This is a genomic window from Aeromonas sp. DSM 116730 (genome assembly GCF_046581335.1).
GTDB classification, from domain to species: Bacteria; Pseudomonadota; Gammaproteobacteria; order Enterobacterales; family Aeromonadaceae; genus Aeromonas; species Aeromonas rivipollensis.
In genome coordinates this window covers 3126521-3141667 of record NZ_CP144265.1, presented here as the reverse complement: position 1 = coordinate 3141667, position 15147 = coordinate 3126521, and the positions used below count along the sequence as shown (strand labels likewise).

The 15147-nt window shown below is 61.8% G+C and carries 12 protein-coding genes; 3 read left to right on the top strand and 9 right to left on the bottom strand.

Annotated elements, in window-relative coordinates:
• Positions 1-16 precede the first annotated feature (16 nt).
• The 7 genes from Aeroheme_RS14225 to Aeroheme_RS14195 all read right to left on the bottom strand — a co-directional run bounded on the left by Aeroheme_RS14225 (position 17) and on the right by Aeroheme_RS14195 (position 7556).
• On the bottom strand, positions 17-931 hold the full coding sequence (locus Aeroheme_RS14225; RefSeq protein WP_411166075.1) for a hydrogen peroxide-inducible genes activator: 915 nt from the start codon (positions 929-931) through the stop codon (positions 17-19).
• Between the two features lie 314 nt (positions 932-1245).
• Positions 1246-2211 (bottom strand): alpha-L-glutamate ligase-like protein, encoded by a 966-nt coding sequence (locus tag Aeroheme_RS14220; RefSeq protein ID WP_106887395.1) that lies wholly within the window; start codon positions 2209-2211, stop codon positions 1246-1248.
• A gap of 3 nt (positions 2212-2214) precedes the next feature.
• A complete protein-coding gene (locus Aeroheme_RS14215) occupies positions 2215-3753 on the bottom strand; it encodes an inactive transglutaminase family protein (RefSeq protein ID WP_106887394.1) in 1539 nt (512 codons plus the stop codon).
• 3 nt (positions 3754-3756) lie between these two features.
• Positions 3757-4515, bottom strand: coding sequence for an ATP-dependent zinc protease (locus Aeroheme_RS14210; RefSeq protein ID WP_025326342.1), 759 nt, complete (start codon positions 4513-4515; stop codon positions 3757-3759).
• A gap of 82 nt (positions 4516-4597) precedes the next feature.
• A complete protein-coding gene (cmoB, locus tag Aeroheme_RS14205) occupies positions 4598-5575 on the bottom strand; it encodes a tRNA 5-methoxyuridine(34)/uridine 5-oxyacetic acid(34) synthase CmoB (RefSeq protein WP_162627272.1) in 978 nt (325 codons plus the stop codon).
• Entirely contained in the window at positions 5572-6312 is a 741-nt protein-coding gene (gene cmoA, locus Aeroheme_RS14200) for a carboxy-S-adenosyl-L-methionine synthase CmoA (RefSeq protein WP_163148584.1), read from the bottom strand. The genes cmoB and cmoA overlap by 4 nt, the downstream gene beginning before the upstream one ends.
• Positions 6313-6695: 383 nt before the next feature.
• Complete coding sequence (locus tag Aeroheme_RS14195; protein WP_408863956.1) at positions 6696-7556, bottom strand: DUF72 domain-containing protein; 861 nt, start codon at positions 7554-7556, stop codon at positions 6696-6698.
• Between the two features lie 432 nt (positions 7557-7988).
• Here Aeroheme_RS14195 and aspS point away from each other — a divergent pair, with 432 nt between their 5' ends.
• The 3 genes from aspS to Aeroheme_RS14180 all read left to right on the top strand — a co-directional run bounded on the left by aspS (position 7989) and on the right by Aeroheme_RS14180 (position 12475).
• A complete protein-coding gene (gene aspS / locus Aeroheme_RS14190) occupies positions 7989-9767 on the top strand; it encodes an aspartate--tRNA ligase (protein WP_411166074.1) in 1779 nt (592 codons plus the stop codon).
• Positions 9768-9836: 69 nt separating this feature from the next.
• Positions 9837-10577: a YebC/PmpR family DNA-binding transcriptional regulator gene (locus Aeroheme_RS14185; protein ID WP_005325689.1), complete on the top strand. Its 741-nt coding sequence runs from the start codon at positions 9837-9839 to the stop codon at positions 10575-10577.
• Positions 10578-10849: 272 nt separating this feature from the next.
• A complete protein-coding gene (locus Aeroheme_RS14180) occupies positions 10850-12475 on the top strand; it encodes a phosphoethanolamine transferase (RefSeq protein WP_411166073.1) in 1626 nt (541 codons plus the stop codon).
• 302 nt (positions 12476-12777) lie between these two features.
• Here the strand turns inward: Aeroheme_RS14180 and Aeroheme_RS14175 are convergent, their stop codons facing one another.
• Together Aeroheme_RS14175 and nagA are read right to left on the bottom strand one after the other, a co-directional pair.
• Positions 12778-13992 carry an ROK family protein gene (locus tag Aeroheme_RS14175; RefSeq protein WP_162519201.1) on the bottom strand — a complete coding sequence of 405 codons (1215 nt, stop codon included), beginning with the start codon at positions 13990-13992 and terminating at the stop codon, positions 12778-12780.
• Between the two features lie 4 nt (positions 13993-13996).
• Entirely contained in the window at positions 13997-15142 is a 1146-nt protein-coding gene (gene nagA, locus Aeroheme_RS14170) for an N-acetylglucosamine-6-phosphate deacetylase (RefSeq protein ID WP_106887387.1), read from the bottom strand.
• Between the last annotated feature and the right edge of the window lie 5 nt (positions 15143-15147).

Below are 15147 nucleotides of genomic sequence, written 5' to 3'. Positions count from 1 at the left end.
CCCGGCGAGCCAGGCGTCAGTCCGCCGCCTTGGGACTTATCAGCGGCGTGAGCAGCTCGGCAATCTTGTAGAAGGTCTGCACCCGGGTGGTGCTGGGGCGCCACACCAGACCAATCTCGCGATAGGGCTTCTCCCCGGGCAGGGGGATGGCCACCAGATCCGAGTTGTCGAGGATGCCCGCATCTATGGCCATCTGGGGCAGGAAGGTGGTGCCAAGGCCGGCGCCCACCATCTGCACCAGGGTGTGCAAACTGGTGGCGGCGAAGGGGTTGATCTTGCTCTTGTCCCGCAGCCGGCAGGCACTCACCGCGTGCTCGGTCAGGCAGTGCTCCCGCTCCAGCAGGAAGATGCTCTGATTGGGCAGCTCTTTGTAGTCGAATGGCATGTGCAAAGTGGCAGCCATATCTGACGGCATCACCATATGGAAGGGATCCAGCCCCACCGTCTTGCTGTGAAAACCGCCTATCTCCACCGGCAGCGCCAGGATCAGCAAGTCGAGCTGCCCCTGCTCCAGCTGCTTGAGCAGATTGGTGGTGGTGTCTTCCCGCAGCAGCAGCTCCAGATCCGGATAGGCCTTGCCGCACACCTGCAGCAGCTTGCTGAGCAGGAAGGGGGCTATGGTGGGGATGCAACCCAGGCGGACGGTGCCGTGCATGACGCCCCCCTGCTGCTGGCCGAGCTCCATCAGATCCCGGGCGTCGGAGAGCAGGTTGCGCGCCCGCGCCACTATCTCCATGCCGACCGGCGTCATGATGAAGCTCTTGTGGTCACGCTCCACCAGTTGCAGGTTCATCATGTCCTCCAGGGTCTGGATCCCGGTACTCAGGGTGGACTGGCTGACATGACAGGCCTTGGCGGCGCGATTGAAATTCTTGTGCTCGTCCAGAGCGACCAGATACTGCAGCTGTTTCAGGCTGGGCCAACGTTGCATAGGGGAAACCCGATCGATGCTATCTATTTGATTTGATTAATCTACCATCGAGAGACTGCTTTGTCGCCGAGATTAGGCGCCCTCCTGGCAGGGTCTGTGCATTGCGGGGCAAGCGGATGGGGATAAGCCCGCCATCCACCTGCCCGTCGCGGCAACTGCTGCCATGGGAGCTTATCCCCTTGTGCCAGCCCGTTGAAGGGGGGTTGCCATGGGATGTGACGGGGATCGGCCTTCCCCGGCGTCTTGCGGGGCCGCCCATGGCCGGCCATAAAAAAACGCGCCTGTTGGCGCGTTTTTGCAGGTGTGAGGGCAGGCTATTCGTCGAAGATACCGAAGTGATCCTTGGCGAAGTTGACCCGCTGCTCCACGTTCATCTTGACCTGACCCAGCTTCTCTATGGTCTTGAGATTGGGCACCAGGCCGCGACCGTTGGCGATCTGGATGGCGAGACCGGGACGGGCGTTGAGCTCCAGCAGCATGGGGCCGCGGAACTTGTCGAGCACCATGTCGGTGCCGATGTAGCCCAGACCCGACATCTCGTAGCAGGAGGCGGCCAGGGTCAGCAGGGTATCCCAGTGGGGCACCTTGAGATCGTAGAGATCCAGACCTGTGTCCGGGTGGTGGCGCAGCGGGTTGCCAAACTGCACCGCCCTCAGGGCGCGACCGGTGCGCAGGCACAGACCCACCCCCACGGCGCCCTGGTGCAGGTTCGCCTTGCCGTCGGAGGCGGCGGTGGAGAGGCGCATCATGGCCATCACGGGGAAGCCCTTGAAGATGATCACCCGGGCATCGGGGACCCCTTCGAAGGAGTAGCCGTCGAACACGTCATCGAAGTTGATGAGGCCTTCCACCAGCGCCACGTCGGGCTTGCCCCCCAGGGAATAGAGGCCCGCCAGTATGTTGGAGACATGGCGCTCCAGATCCTGACCGGTGGAGGCGCTGCCGTTGGGCTTGTAGAAGCTGCCCTCTTGCTGGCGCAGGATCACCAGTATCCCCTTGCCCCCCGAGCCGCGGGCCGGCTTGATGCAGAAGCCCGGCCAATCCTTCACCAGCTCGGTGATGCGGGTCACGTCGTGCTGCTCGCGTATGGTGCCGATGAGTTCAGGCACAGTCACCCCCGCATCCAGCGCTATGCGCTTGGTCTTGAGCTTGTCATCCACCAGCGGGTAGAGACGACGCGGGTTGTAGCGGCTGATGTAGGAGTGGTTGCGTTTGTTCATGCCGAGGATGCCTGCCTGGGACAGGCTCCACGGACTGGTGTATTTCTGCCAGAACCACATCTGTTACTTGTCCTTACCCGGGGTGGCACCGGACTTCATCTCGTCCACCAGCGGCTTGAAGCGCTTGAGCTCGCTCAGCTTGTAGCCGGTGTAGTTACCCATCACCAGCACGGTCGCCATCAGCACCAGTTGCAGGCCGAGGAAGTTGAAGGTGAGGTGACGAATGAGCTCGTTGTCCATGGCCAGGTAGGCGATGACCGCCACCAGCAGGGAGCCGCCACCCTGACGGAACACCTCTTTGGGGCCCTCTTCTTCCCACAGGATGGACATCCGCTCTATGGTCCAGGAGAGGATGATCATCGGGAAGAAGGTGATCTTCATGCCGTCGGTCAGTCCCAGCTTGAAGGCAAAGGCCGAGAAGATGCCGATCATCGAGATCACCATGATGATGATCGCCGATATTCGGGCCACCAGCAGCAGGTTGAGCCTTGAGAGGTAGGAGCGGATCACCAGGCCGGTGCCGACGATCAGCAGGAAGCCGATGAGACCGGTGACAAGGGAAGTCTGGATGAAGGCGACCGCGATCAGCACCGGCATGAAGGTGCCCGAGGTCTTGATCCCCACCAGAACCCGCAGGAACACCACCATGAGCACGCCTATGGGGATCAGCAGCAGCCCCTTGAACAGGGCCTGTTCTTCCAGCGGCAGGCTGTGAATGGAGAAGTTCATCATCTCTGATTTTTCGAACTTCTGCGCCAGGGCCACGTTCACCGGTTGCTCCTGCTCGATCATCGAGAAGGTGACGCGGGAGTTGTGTCCGCCGGTGACGTCCAGCAGGGCACCTGAGTTGTATTCCCACAGCAGCAGGTTGCCCGGTTGTCCCTGTTCGCCGGTTTGCGGGTTGAACAGCTTGTAGTCGGTCGGGCTGTTGAACACCTGCAGGTAGTCCACCAGCTCCTGACGACGGCGACCGTCTTCCAGGCTCAGGGCGTGCACCACCCGCGCCGGCACCTCGGCGTTGTTGAGCAGCTCGGCGATCAGGCTGGCGCGGCTCTTGTGAGACTTGAGCAGCTCGGCGTTCTGTTCCTGCTTCTCGATCTCCTTGATGATCTCGCGGGTCAGGGTGTAGCCGTCGGCGGAACGCTCCTGGGCGCGCTCGAGGATCTGCTTCATCGCGGTGGCGTAGGGCTCACTCTCGATCTGCTTCTCGATGGCGGGCGGCAGGGGGTTGGCGGCGGGCTTGGCATGGGCATCCGCCATCATGTCGACCCGGTAGTAGAGCTCCTGGCGGCCGGAGGCGCTGCGGATGGACCACTCGGCGCGGGCATCCCCGTCTTTTTCCACGAACGACAGGCCGTAGCCCGGGCTCGCGGCATTCTCGTTCATCAGGGTGAAGCCGGGCTGGGTGCCCGGAATGGCCAGGGAGGCGATCACCGGCTCGCCGGTCGCCTCGAACTCGAGCTTGGCTTCGATAGACCAGATCTGACGTTTTTCACCGGGCGTGAGGGGCACGTCCAGGGCGACATGGTGATAAAACGTCATTCCCAGGCCGACAATGAACAGCAGGGCGACCAGCAGATAGAACGGCTTACGGGAAACCATGGATTATTTTACATCCTTGAGCTTGGGTTTTGGTTGGATATACTCGCGGGCCACGTCGACCACGGCGATGTCTTTCAAGAATTCACGGCCCAGCAGCACGGGGAAGGTCATGTCGCTGCGATCTTTGAGGGTAAACTCGGCCTTCTCGGTCATGTCGCCGATACGCACAGTGAGGCGCACCACGGGACGGCGGTCGAGGTCGTCGGCAGAAGCCTGACGCACCCGCACGTGACGCACCAGGGGCGCCTCGATCTGGATCTTGTCGTCCATCTCCTGGTGGCTCAGGAAGAAGCGCACCCAGTTCTTGCCGTTGCGCTCGAAGATGGTGATCTCCTGGGCGCTGATGGAGGAGGTGGTGGCGCCGGTATCGACCCGTGCCTGGAAGGCATCGTTGGCGGCATCAACCCAGATCCACTCGGCTTCACCCACCAGCAGCTTGCCGTCGACCGTGTGGCCCTGGCTCGGGGCCGGGCACTTCTCGGTCGGGATGGCCATGGGTTTGGGGGGCTCGGGTGGCAGGGTAGCCAGCTTGCTGTCGACTTTCTTCACGGACTCTTTCATGTTGGTGACATCGGTGTTGAGCTGAACCAGCAGGTGCTGTTGCTGCACATACTGCTTCTGTTGCTGTTCCATGGATGTTTGCAGGCGTTGCTCGCTCAAGCTTATCTCGTTGCGAAGCTCCGCCAGCGTCAGGGTCGGGACAGGGGGCGCTTTTTCCATACTGACACACCCGCCGAGACTGAGCAGGGAGAGCAGGGTCATTCCTTTTAATTTGCTTTTCATGTCATTCATTTAACTGTGCTTCCTGGAATTGGGTCAGTGTAACTTCCACAGCCGCCATCGGCTAGTCTTTGGCCTTTCTGGCGATCAGTACGGCACGCTTGGGTGCCGGGTATCCTTCGACCGTGAGTGCGGGATCATCGGGATCCAGATAGTCACTCAGGGACTCGTTAATCATCCAGTCGGTACGACGCTGTTCGTCGGTGCTGGTCATATTCTCGTCCACTATCCGCACGTCGCTGAAGCCGCAGCGCTCGACCCAGAGTTTGAGGGCCGCGCTGGAGGGGATGAACCAGACGTTGCGCATCTTGCCGTAGCGATCGGTGGGCACCAGCACTTCCCGCTCGTCGCCATCTATCACCAGGGTCTCCAGCACCAGCTCCCCATCGTCTTTCAACTGGTTGCGCAGCTGTTCGATGTGCTCGATGGGGGACTTGCGATGATAGAGCACTCCCATGGAGAAGACGGTGTCAAAGGCACGCAGCTCCGGCAGCTCCTGGATGCCGAGCGGCAACAAGTGCGCCCGTTGATCGTTGCCGGCGAAGTGGCGAATGGCCTCGAACTGGCAGAGGAAGAGCGGGCTTGGGTCTATGCCGACCGCGAGCCTGGCCCCTTCCCCCACCATGCGCCAGAGGTGGTAGCCGCTGCCGCAGCCCACATCCAGCACGTAACGCCCTTCGAGGGGGCTGATGTGGGGCAGCACCCGATCCCACTTCCAGTCGGAGCGCCACTCGGTGTCGATGTGGATGCCGTGTACGGTAAAAGGCCCCTTGCGCCAGGGCATGAAGTGGCGCAGCAGGCTCTCGGTCTTCTTGCGCTCCCCCTCGTTCATGCTCTCAAGGCTGCCGATCTCGACCCGGCTTTTCAGCTCGATCTCGCCGGGGGACACCTGCGGCAGCTTGTTGAGGGCCCGGTTCCAGCGCGGCAGATCCCCGTGCAGGTTGTCGTGCTGCCAGGCGTGCAGCTGGGCGGGCAGGGTGTGCAGCCAGTGGCTCAGCCGGTTCTTGGCGATCAGTTGATAAAAGTTGGCGAAATCGATCATGGCTGGGCGTCGCTTGATTTGATGGCAATCATGGAGCCGAAGTTGAAGCACTGGAACCAGAGATCCTGATGGGTGAAACCGGCGTCCCGCAGGCGGGCACGGTGGGTCTCCAGGCTGTCGGTACGCATCACGTTTTCCAGCGCCGTGCGCTTCTGGCTGATCTCCAGCTCGCTGTAGCCGTTGGCCCGCTTGAAGTCCAGATGCAAGTCGATGAGCAGCTCGTTGACCTGCTCGTCCTCGAAGCGGAACTTCTCGCTCAGGATCAGGATGCCACCTGGGCGCAGACCGTCATGGATGCGCTGGATGAGGGCGGCCCGCTTCTCGGGGGCGACGAACTGCAGGGTGAAGTTGAGCACCACCACTGAGGCGTTCTCGATGGCGATGTCGCAGATGTCCGCCTCCACCAGCGCCACCGGCACCTCGGACTTGAAGCCCGAAAGGTGGGCGCGGGCGCGCTCTATCATGGGGTGGGAGAGATCCACCGCCGTGATCTGGCAGCCGGGCTGGTTGACATGGCGGCGCATCGCCTGGGTCGCGGCGCCAAGGGAGCAGCCGAGATCGTACAGGCGGCTCTGGGGCTGGGCGTAGCGGGCGGCCATCATGCCGATGGCGGAGATGATGTTGCTGTAACCCGGCACAGAGCGCTGGATCATGTCGGGGAAGACATCGACGACCTGTTCGTCAAAGCAAAAATCCCCCAATTGGGCGATGGGGGCGGCAAAAATCTGATCGTGCATGCTGGCGCAACCTGACAGCCGGTGCGCGAACCGACTGTGTGTTCAATGGAGTCGTTGGGTGACGCCCGTCCGGGTCGTCACCGGTTTACGAACGGGGTGGCTGGCCTTGAGATCCTTCGGGCCCGCCCTGCTCGCAATGGACCATCATCCTGGTCCTTTATGGGGATGAGCCGTCTGCGGCAGGTGTTGCCATGGACAGCGGTCAGAGCCCTTTACCGGGAGCCGGACGGTCGCCTGCAACACTATGCAATGGCGGGCGTCCGGGTCCTTACTTGGGGCGGTAGTGTAGAGGAAAGGTGGGCGTTTGTCTTGACGCCGAGCCCCGTGGGGCCACAAAAAAACGGCTTTTTTTAGCGGTGAAACAGGGGCGGGGAAGGGAGCGGCTAAAAGGGCAGCAGGCCCTGGCGCGCGCGATCGTTTTCCCCCGGCCAGGGAGCCATCTCCTGACCGAGCAGCCGACTGACCTGACGGGCCAATTCGGGGGCACGGGCATTGTCGGCGGTATGGATAAAGAGGTAGAGATCCTTCCCCTCTGCCAACCATTGTTTCCAATGGGGCAACCAGGAAGGCAAAAAGGGGTGATTGTCCTCGGGATGAGGAAGGCCGATGAGGCGTACCACAGGGCTGTTGGCCGTGGCGAGCAGGTGCACCGGCAGGCGCGGCTTCTTGCCCTGGGCATCGACGAGGGCCGCATTTTTTGCGGCGAGGCTGGCGGGCACCGAGAAGAGCGGCCGGCTGTCGAGCATGATGCGGTTGATGCCCTTGTCCATCAGCAGACGGTTCAGGGTGCGCTCCGCCTCCCCCTTGGCGAAGAAGTCGGGGTGGCGCACCTCGAGGGCATAGGTGAAATCCGGCGGCAAGCCCTCGAAGAAGGCGGCGAGGCGCGGCAGGCCGGCGGGGCCGAAGCGGGCGGGCAGTTGCAGCTTGAGCAGCCCCAGCTTGTCGTGCAGGGGCGCCAGCAGCTGAATGAAGTCCGTCACCTGTTTGTCGGCGCTCACCAGATCGCTCTGGTGGCTGATGGCCTGCGGGAACTTGAAGCTGAAGCGAAACTGGGGCGGCACCGCATCGGCCCAGCGGCGCACCGTTTCCGGGGTGGGGGAGGCGTAGAAGGTGGTGTTTCCCTCCACCGTATTGAACACCCGGGCATAGTGGGCGAGGTGCTCGGCAGGCTTGGCGCCCACCCCCAGCAGCTGGCCGGGCCAGGCCGGGTGTGACCACTGGGGCAGACCCAAATAGAGGCTCATGTTGGTTCCTGTCTGCGGATTTATGCTGTTTTGCTCCCCTTTTTGCGCCAGGACAACAAAAAACAGGGCAAAGGAGGCTGCGGGCCATTTTACCCAAATGGGGGTTTTCCTCTATAATGCCAGCCCTTTTGTTTGCCAAATCGTTGTGACTCACGGGGTTGTGCGCCTAAGGTGGCGATGACCGGGGTCACAAGGTTGCCAGACAACGACGCTTGCCGATGTTCTCGCCTCGCGCGTCGACCCCTCAAGGGGCCACTCGGCGCGAGCCGGCATTGGCGGCAAGTATCCGGCTCGGGGAGCCGGATGATATGAGACTGATTTCAAACCGGGTAAGAACCAGGATCTGGCCAGCTGTGAGACAGACGGTGCTTGCCAGTCGTGCCCGGCGACCCAAGGTGAACCGTCTCTCTACCATTTCGAAGGAAGAAGTCCATGCGCTCTATCTATTGCGGACAGGTCAATGAGGCCCATGCCGGGCAGACCATTACATTGTGCGGTTGGGTCCACCGTCGTCGCGATCTCGGCGGCCTCATCTTTATCGACATGCGCGACCGGGAAGGGATCGTGCAAGTCTTCTTCGACCCGGACAAGCCGGACGCCTTCGCCCTGGCCTCCGAGCTGCGCGGCGAGTTCTGCATCCAGGTGACCGGCGTGGTGCGTACCCGTCCGGACTCCCAGCGCAACAGCGACATGGCCACAGGTGCCATCGAAGTGTTCGCCCACGAGCTCACCATCATCAACCGTGCCGAGCCGCTGCCGCTGGACTTCAACCAGGTCAACAGCGAAGAGGTCAGCCTCAAGTATCGCTACCTGGACCTGCGTCGCCCCGAGATGGCCAAGTACCTGAAGACCCGTGCCAAGGCCAGCGCCTTCGTGCGTCGCTTCATGGACGAGCAGGGCTTCCTCGACATCGAGACCCCCATGCTGACCAAGGCGACTCCGGAAGGGGCCCGTGACTACCTGGTGCCGAGCCGGGTGCACAAGGGCAAGTTCTACGCCCTGCCGCAGTCCCCGCAGCTGTTCAAGCAGTTGCTGATGATGTCCGGCTTCGATCGCTACTACCAGATCGTCAAGTGCTTCCGCGACGAGGACCTGCGTGCCGACCGCCAGCCGGAATTCACCCAGATTGACGTGGAAACCTCCTTCATGACTGCGCCACAAGTGCGCGAAATCATGGAAGAGATGATCCGCAAGCTGTGGATGCACATCCTGAACGTGGATCTCGGCGACTTCCCCATCATGACCTTCGACGAGGCCATGCGCCGCTTCGGCTCCGACAAGCCGGACCTGCGCCTGCCCATGGAGCTGGTGGATGTGGCAGACCTGCTGACCGCCGTTGAGTTTGCCGTGTTCGCCGGCCCCGCCAACGACCCCAAAGGCCGCGTGGCTGCCTTGAAAGTCCCGGGCGGCGCCGAGCTGTCTCGCAAGCAGATCGACGAATACACCAAGTTCGTCGGCATCTACGGTGCCAAGGGTCTGGCCTGGATGAAGGTCAACGCCGCCGCCAACGGCCTCGAGGGCGTCCAGTCCCCGGTGGCCAAGTTCCTGTCCGACGACATAGTGCGCGAGATCCTGGCCCGTACCGGTGCCGCCGACGGCGACATCCTGTTCTTCGGCGCCGACAGCAAGAAGGTGGTGTGCGACGCCATGGGCGCCCTGCGCCTGAAGGTGGGCCGCGATCTGGGTCTGGTGGAGAACGTCTGGAAGCCGCTCTGGGTCATCGACTTCCCCATGTTCGAGGAAGATGGCGAAGGTGGCCTGGCTGCCATGCACCACCCCTTCACCGCCCCGAGCAACCTGGGCCCGGCCGAGCTGAAAGCCAACCCGGTGAGTGCTTATGCCAACGCCTACGACATGGTGATCAACGGCTACGAAGTGGGCGGCGGTTCTGTGCGTATCCACAACAGCGAGATGCAGTCCACCGTGTTCGACATCCTGGGCATCACCCCGGACGAGCAGCGCCTGAAGTTCGGCTTCCTGCTGGATGCCCTGAAATACGGCACCCCGCCCCACGCCGGTCTGGCCTTCGGTCTGGACCGCCTCAGCATGCTGCTGACCGGTACCGACAACATCCGGGACGTGATCGCCTTCCCGAAAACCACGGCAGCGGCCTGCCTGATGACGGATGCTCCCAGCTTCGCCAACCAGGCCCAGCTGACCGAGCTGGCCATCGCCACCGTTGCCAAGGCCGATGCCAAGGCTGACGCCTGAGAAGATTGAAGAACGGGTCGCCATGCGACCCGTATCCCATTGATTTCAAAATTATAACGGAGAGTTTTTATGGCAGGTCACAGCAAATGGGCCAACATCAAACACCGCAAGGCGGCGCAAGACGCCAAGCGTGGCAAGATCTTCACCAAGCTGATCCGCGAAATCACCACCTCGGCTCGCCTCGGTGATGCTGATCCCGCCAACAACCCGCGCCTGCGCGCGGCGGTAGCGGCTGCCCTGACCGGCAACATGACCCGTGACACCATCAACCGTGCCATCCAGCGCGGCGCCGGTGGTGGCGATGGCGAGCAGCTCGAGACCATCGTTTATGAAGGTTACGGCCCGGCGGGCTCCGCCGTCATGGTGGAGTGCCTGACCGACAACCGTAACCGCACCGTGGCCGAAGTGCGTCACGCCTTCAGCAAGTGCGGCGGCAACCTGGGCACCGACGGCTCGGTGGCCTACCTGTTCAGCAAGAAGGGTCTGCTGACCTTCGTGGGCGTGGACGAAGATGCCCTGATGGACGCGGCCCTGGAAGCGGGCGCCGATGATGTTGTCACCGAAGAGGATGGCTCCATCGAGGTCTACACCACCCCGAACGATTTCGGCACAGTGCTCGATGGCCTGGAAGCCGCCGGCTTCAAGCCCCAGAGCGCCGAAGTGACCATGATCGCCTCCACCGAAGCCGAGCTGGACGCCGACACAGCCCCCAAGCTGATGCGTCTGATCGACATGCTGGAAGACCTGGACGACGTTCAGGAGGTCTACCACAACGGCTCCATCTCTGACGAAGTGGCCGCGCTGCTCTGATCGCACAGCTTCTAGCCCCTGACTGGGGATAAATACCAGACGGCAGCCTCAGGCTGCCGTTTTTTTATCTTACTGACTCTCCTCTGGCCCCATTTCCTTCGCTGTGCCTCCCTTAATGCCCGCTTAAGTTTGCCTTCTTACTCTCTACTTGCATCCGGGCCGCTGTGCCCATCACCGCGTTGTCTGCTCGGGAAGAGAGACGGGTGACAGGGATGCTCACAACGGAGCCCCCATGCAGGGTCTCCAGATCACTGGTTTGTCGGAGTCTTCTTATGCGCCTCACTCTGGGAGTGATGAAGGTCAATCTGTTGCTGGTGCTGCTGTTTGCACTGGTGTTCAACTGGCCCATTTTCCTGCACTTTTACCGTATTCTCAGCGCCCTCGAGCACGTCAAGGCGGGGTTTGCCCTCTCTATTCCCCTGGTGCTGGTCGCCGCCCTCAATGCGGTCTTCCTGCCGTTCACTTTCCGCTATCTGCTCAAGCCCTTCTTCACTTTCCTGATCGTCACCGCCTCCCTGGTCAGCTACGCCATGCTCAAATACGGCATCATCTTCGATGTGGGCATGGTGCAGAACATACTCGAAACCAACAGCGGGGAGGCAAGCTCCTACCTCAATGGTTCAGTGGTGCTCTGGTTCCTGCTGACTGCCGTGCTGCCGGTGCTTGGCCTCTTGTGGCTGAAGATCGAATACCCAACCCCCTGGTACAAGGGGCTGGGCATGCGCCTGGCGGGGATCGCCCTCTCCCTGGTGTTCCTGGTCGGCGTCGCCGCCCTCTATTACCAGGATTACGCCTCGGTCGGGCGCAACAACCATACCATCGTCAAAGAGATAGTCCCCTCCAACTACGTGCGCGGTCTCTATCGCTACGCCAGGGATATTCTCTTCGCCACCCCTGTCCCTTATCAGCCGATAGGCACAGATGCCAGGGTGGTGGACAAGGGCGGCAAGCCGACCCTGATGTTCCTGGTGGTGGGGGAGACGGCCCGCAGCCAGAACTACTCCCTCAACGGCTACCAGAAGCAGACCAACGGCTTCACCATGAAGGAGCCGGATCTCGTCTCCTTCAGGGACGTGCGCTCCTGTGGCACCGCCACCGCGGTCTCGGTGCCCTGCATGTTCTCCAACCTCACGCGCCGTGGTTATGACGAGACCCTGGCCAAGTCCAGGGACGGCCTGCTGGACGTGCTGCAACACGCCGGTGTCTCTGTGCTGTGGAAGGAGAACGACGGCGGCTGCAAGGGGGTGTGCAATAACGTGCCCACCCTGGAGATCGAGCCCAAGGCCTTCCCCCAATACTGTGAAGGGGACTCTTGCTATGACGAGGTCTTGCTGCAGGGGCTGGATCGGCAGATCGCCGGGATGAAGGGCAAGCAGGGCAGCAAGCTGGTGGCCTTCCACCTGATGGGCAGCCATGGCCCGACCTACTATCGCCGCTACCCGGCCGGGGATCGCGTCTTCCTGCCGGACTGCCCGCGCAGCGACATCGAGAACTGCAGCAACGAGGAGCTGGTCAACACCTATGACAACACCATCCGCTACACCGACAAGGTGCTGTCCCAGCTTATTGCCAAGCTCAAGACCCTGGAGAGCCAGTACAACGTGGGGTTGGTCTACCTGTCGGATCACGGGGAATCCCTGGGGGCGCTGGGGCTCTATCTGCACGGCACCCCCTACAAATTCGCCCCGGACGATCAGACCCGGGTGCCCCTGCTGACCTGGCTCTCTCCCCAGTTGCAGCGGGATCGCGGGCTCAATCAGGATTGCCTGCGCCAGGAGGCGGGCAGCAAGCGCTTCTCCCACGACAACTTGTTCCACTCGATGCTCGGCATCATGGACGTGCAGACCCAGGTCTATGACGGCAAGCTTGATCTGTTCAAGCCCTGTAGGGCGGGATGAGTCAGGCTAACCGAACGCGACAACCTGTTGCCCCGCACCATGCTCGGCATCATGGACGTGCAGACCCAGGTCTATGACGGCAAGCTTGACCTGTTCAAGCCCTGTAGGGCGGGGTGAGTCAGGCTAACCGAACGCGACAACCTGTTGCCCCGCACCATGCTCGGCATCATGGACGTGCAGACCCCGGTCTATGACGGTAAGCTTGATCTGTTCAAGCCCTGTAGGGCGGGGTAAACCGGCGAAAACAGACCAATAAAAACGGCAGCCACTGGCTGCCGTTTTTGTTTCTCAAGGCTTGGGCCTTACTTCTGCTCCATGATGATTTGCAGCAGATCCCCCTCCAGCAGGGAGCGCTTCACCAGGGCGAAGCCGCCTATGGTGGGCTGGTTCTGGAAGCGGGCCTTTACGATGGGCAGGCCACGGTGGAAGCTTGGCAGGGACTGGTGCTCGACGCAGCGACGGATGGCCGGGATCAGGATCTCTTCGGCTGCGGTGATTTCGCCGGCGATCAGCACCTTCTGGGGGTTGAACAGGTTGACCGTGATGGCGATGGCCCGGCCCAGGTGTTCTCCCACGTTCTCGATCACGCTGCGGGCCAGTTCATCCCCCGCCACGGCAGCCTTGCACACCTCCTGGATGGTGATGTGCTTCTCCTGCAGCGAGCTCAGGTGGCCACGGCTGATGAGCTCCTTCACCTTGTCGACGATGGCCTCGTTGGAGGCTATGGTCTCGAGGCAGCCGAAGTTGCCGCAGTGGCAGCGCTTGCCGAGGGGTTCGACCTGGATGTGGCCTATCTCGCCGACGTTGCGGTTATGACCGAGGAACACCTGCCCCTTGGTGATGATGCCGGAGCCGGTGCCCTGGTGCACGCTCACCAGGATGGAGTCCATGCAGTCGCGGGACTCGCCGAAGAAGTGCTCAGCGAGCGCCAGGGAACGGGTGTCGTTGCCCACGTAGCAGGGGAGGTTGAAATGGTGCTCCAGCAGCTTGGCGAGCCCCAGGTTGCGGATCTGGTAGGTGGGGGTATAGATGACCATGCCGGATTCCGGGTTGACCAGACCCGGCATGGTGAGCGCTATGCTGATGAGGTTGCGGCTGCGCTCGGTATTGGCGTCGATGAAGGCGCCAATTTCCCGCAGCAGCATGTCGACCACGGGCTGTTGCTCTATCTCTGTCACCTGGGTGATGTGCTGATCGAGCTCCTTGCCGTCGAGATCATACAGGGAGAGCTGCAGATAGCCGCGGCCAAGCTTGGCGGAGACAAACTGAAAGCGATGCTTGATGGTGGTCAGGGAGATGGCGCGTCGTCCGCCGGTTGACGCCTGGGGCGACGTCTCCCTGATCAGCCCATGCTCGATCAGTTGCCGGGTTATCTTGGTCACGCTGGCCGGGGCCAGCTGACTCAACTCGGCAATTTTGACCCGCGAGATGGGCCCCTGCAGGTCAATGAGTCGATAGACGACGGCACTGTTCACCTGCTTGATAAGATCTACGTTTGCTATTTGTCCGCCAGTCATAGTGTCACTGTGTTGTGTAGTGTCCGTTAACCACGGTCCCGCAGACCGTGAAGGCCTGATCAAAGACGGTGAGGTTGGCAATTTTTCCGACCTGGATACTACCGAGACGTGAGTCCCATCCAATGGCGCGAGCGGGGTAAAGGGTGGCCATTCTCAGTGCTTCATCGAGCGGTAATCCGACCTGTTTGACCAGATTCTCCACCCCTTCAATCATGGTGAGGGCGGAGCCGCCGAGTGTACCATTCTCATCGACGCACTGACCATCGCGGAAATAGACGGTTGCGCCACAAAAATCAAACTGCTCAAAGCCTTCCGGTGCACCGGCCGCGGCGGTGGCATCGGTGACCAGCACCAGTTTCTCGCCGAGGATCCTGTGTGCCAGGCGCACGTTGGCCCAGTGCACGTGGTGACCGTCGACGATGACACCGGCATAGACATCCTTGCGATCATAGATGGCGCCCACCACGCCAGGCTCGCGACCGTTCAGGGTCGGGGTCATGGCGTTGTAGAGGTGGGTGGCAAAGCGCATGCCGTTGTCAAACCCGGCCATGGCCTGGTCATAGCTGGCTGCGGTGTGACCGGCGGAGACCAGGATGCCGGCCTCCACCAGGCGACGGATGTGCTCCGGCTTGTTGCGCTCCGGCGCCAGGGTGATCTTGGCGATGGCGTCGCTGTTGGCGCAGAAGAAATCGATCATCTCGTCGACGGGCTGACGGATCTGCTCGGCCGGGTGTATGCCCTTGCGCTTGAGGTTGGTGTAGGGCCCTTCCAGATGGACCCCCAGCACCTCGTTCGGACGGGCGGCCATGTAGTCGCGGGTCACCGCCACCGCCAGCTTCATGTCGGCATCCGGACTGGTGATCAGGGTCGGCAGGAAGCTGGTGGTACCGGACTTGAGATTGGCCGCCTGCATGGTGGCCAGGGTCTGGGTGGTGATGTGACCGTTGAACATGACGCCACCGCAGCCGTTGAGCTGGACATCGATGAAGCCGGCGCTGAGGTTGGCGCCCTTGAGATCAATCTGCTCAATGCCCGCTGGCAGTTCGGCCAGGTGGGAGATGGCGACAATCTTGTCGCCTTCGATCAGTACGCCGTGGCCGGTCAGCACGCAGCTGCCGGTATAGAGGGTGCAATTAGTCAGTGCGTACATGACGG

Excerpts from the sequence above, each read along its gene's own strand:
- Aeroheme_RS14225 (WP_411166075.1), bottom strand. The coding sequence starts at position 931 with ATGCAACGTTGGCCCAGCCTGAAACAGCTGCAGTATCTGGTCGCTCTG.
- Aeroheme_RS14220 (WP_106887395.1), bottom strand. The coding sequence starts at position 2,211 with ATGTGGTTCTGGCAGAAATACACCAGTCCGTGGAGCCTGTCCCAGGCA.
- Aeroheme_RS14215 (WP_106887394.1), bottom strand. The coding sequence starts at position 3,753 with ATGGTTTCCCGTAAGCCGTTCTATCTGCTGGTCGCCCTGCTGTTCATT.
- Aeroheme_RS14210 (WP_025326342.1), bottom strand. The coding sequence starts at position 4,515 with ATGACCCTGCTCTCCCTGCTCAGTCTCGGCGGGTGTGTCAGTATGGAA.
- cmoB (WP_162627272.1), bottom strand. The coding sequence starts at position 5,575 with ATGATCGATTTCGCCAACTTTTATCAACTGATCGCCAAGAACCGGCTG.
- cmoA (WP_163148584.1), bottom strand. The coding sequence starts at position 6,312 with ATGCACGATCAGATTTTTGCCGCCCCCATCGCCCAATTGGGGGATTTT.
- Aeroheme_RS14195 (WP_408863956.1), bottom strand. The coding sequence starts at position 7,556 with ATGAGCCTCTATTTGGGTCTGCCCCAGTGGTCACACCCGGCCTGGCCC.
- aspS (WP_411166074.1), top strand. The coding sequence starts at position 7,989 with ATGCGCTCTATCTATTGCGGACAGGTCAATGAGGCCCATGCCGGGCAG.
- Aeroheme_RS14185 (WP_005325689.1), top strand. The coding sequence starts at position 9,837 with ATGGCAGGTCACAGCAAATGGGCCAACATCAAACACCGCAAGGCGGCG.
- Aeroheme_RS14180 (WP_411166073.1), top strand. The coding sequence starts at position 10,850 with ATGCGCCTCACTCTGGGAGTGATGAAGGTCAATCTGTTGCTGGTGCTG.
- Aeroheme_RS14175 (WP_162519201.1), bottom strand. The coding sequence starts at position 13,992 with ATGACTGGCGGACAAATAGCAAACGTAGATCTTATCAAGCAGGTGAAC.
- nagA (WP_106887387.1), bottom strand. The coding sequence starts at position 15,142 with ATGTACGCACTGACTAATTGCACCCTCTATACCGGCAGCTGCGTGCTG.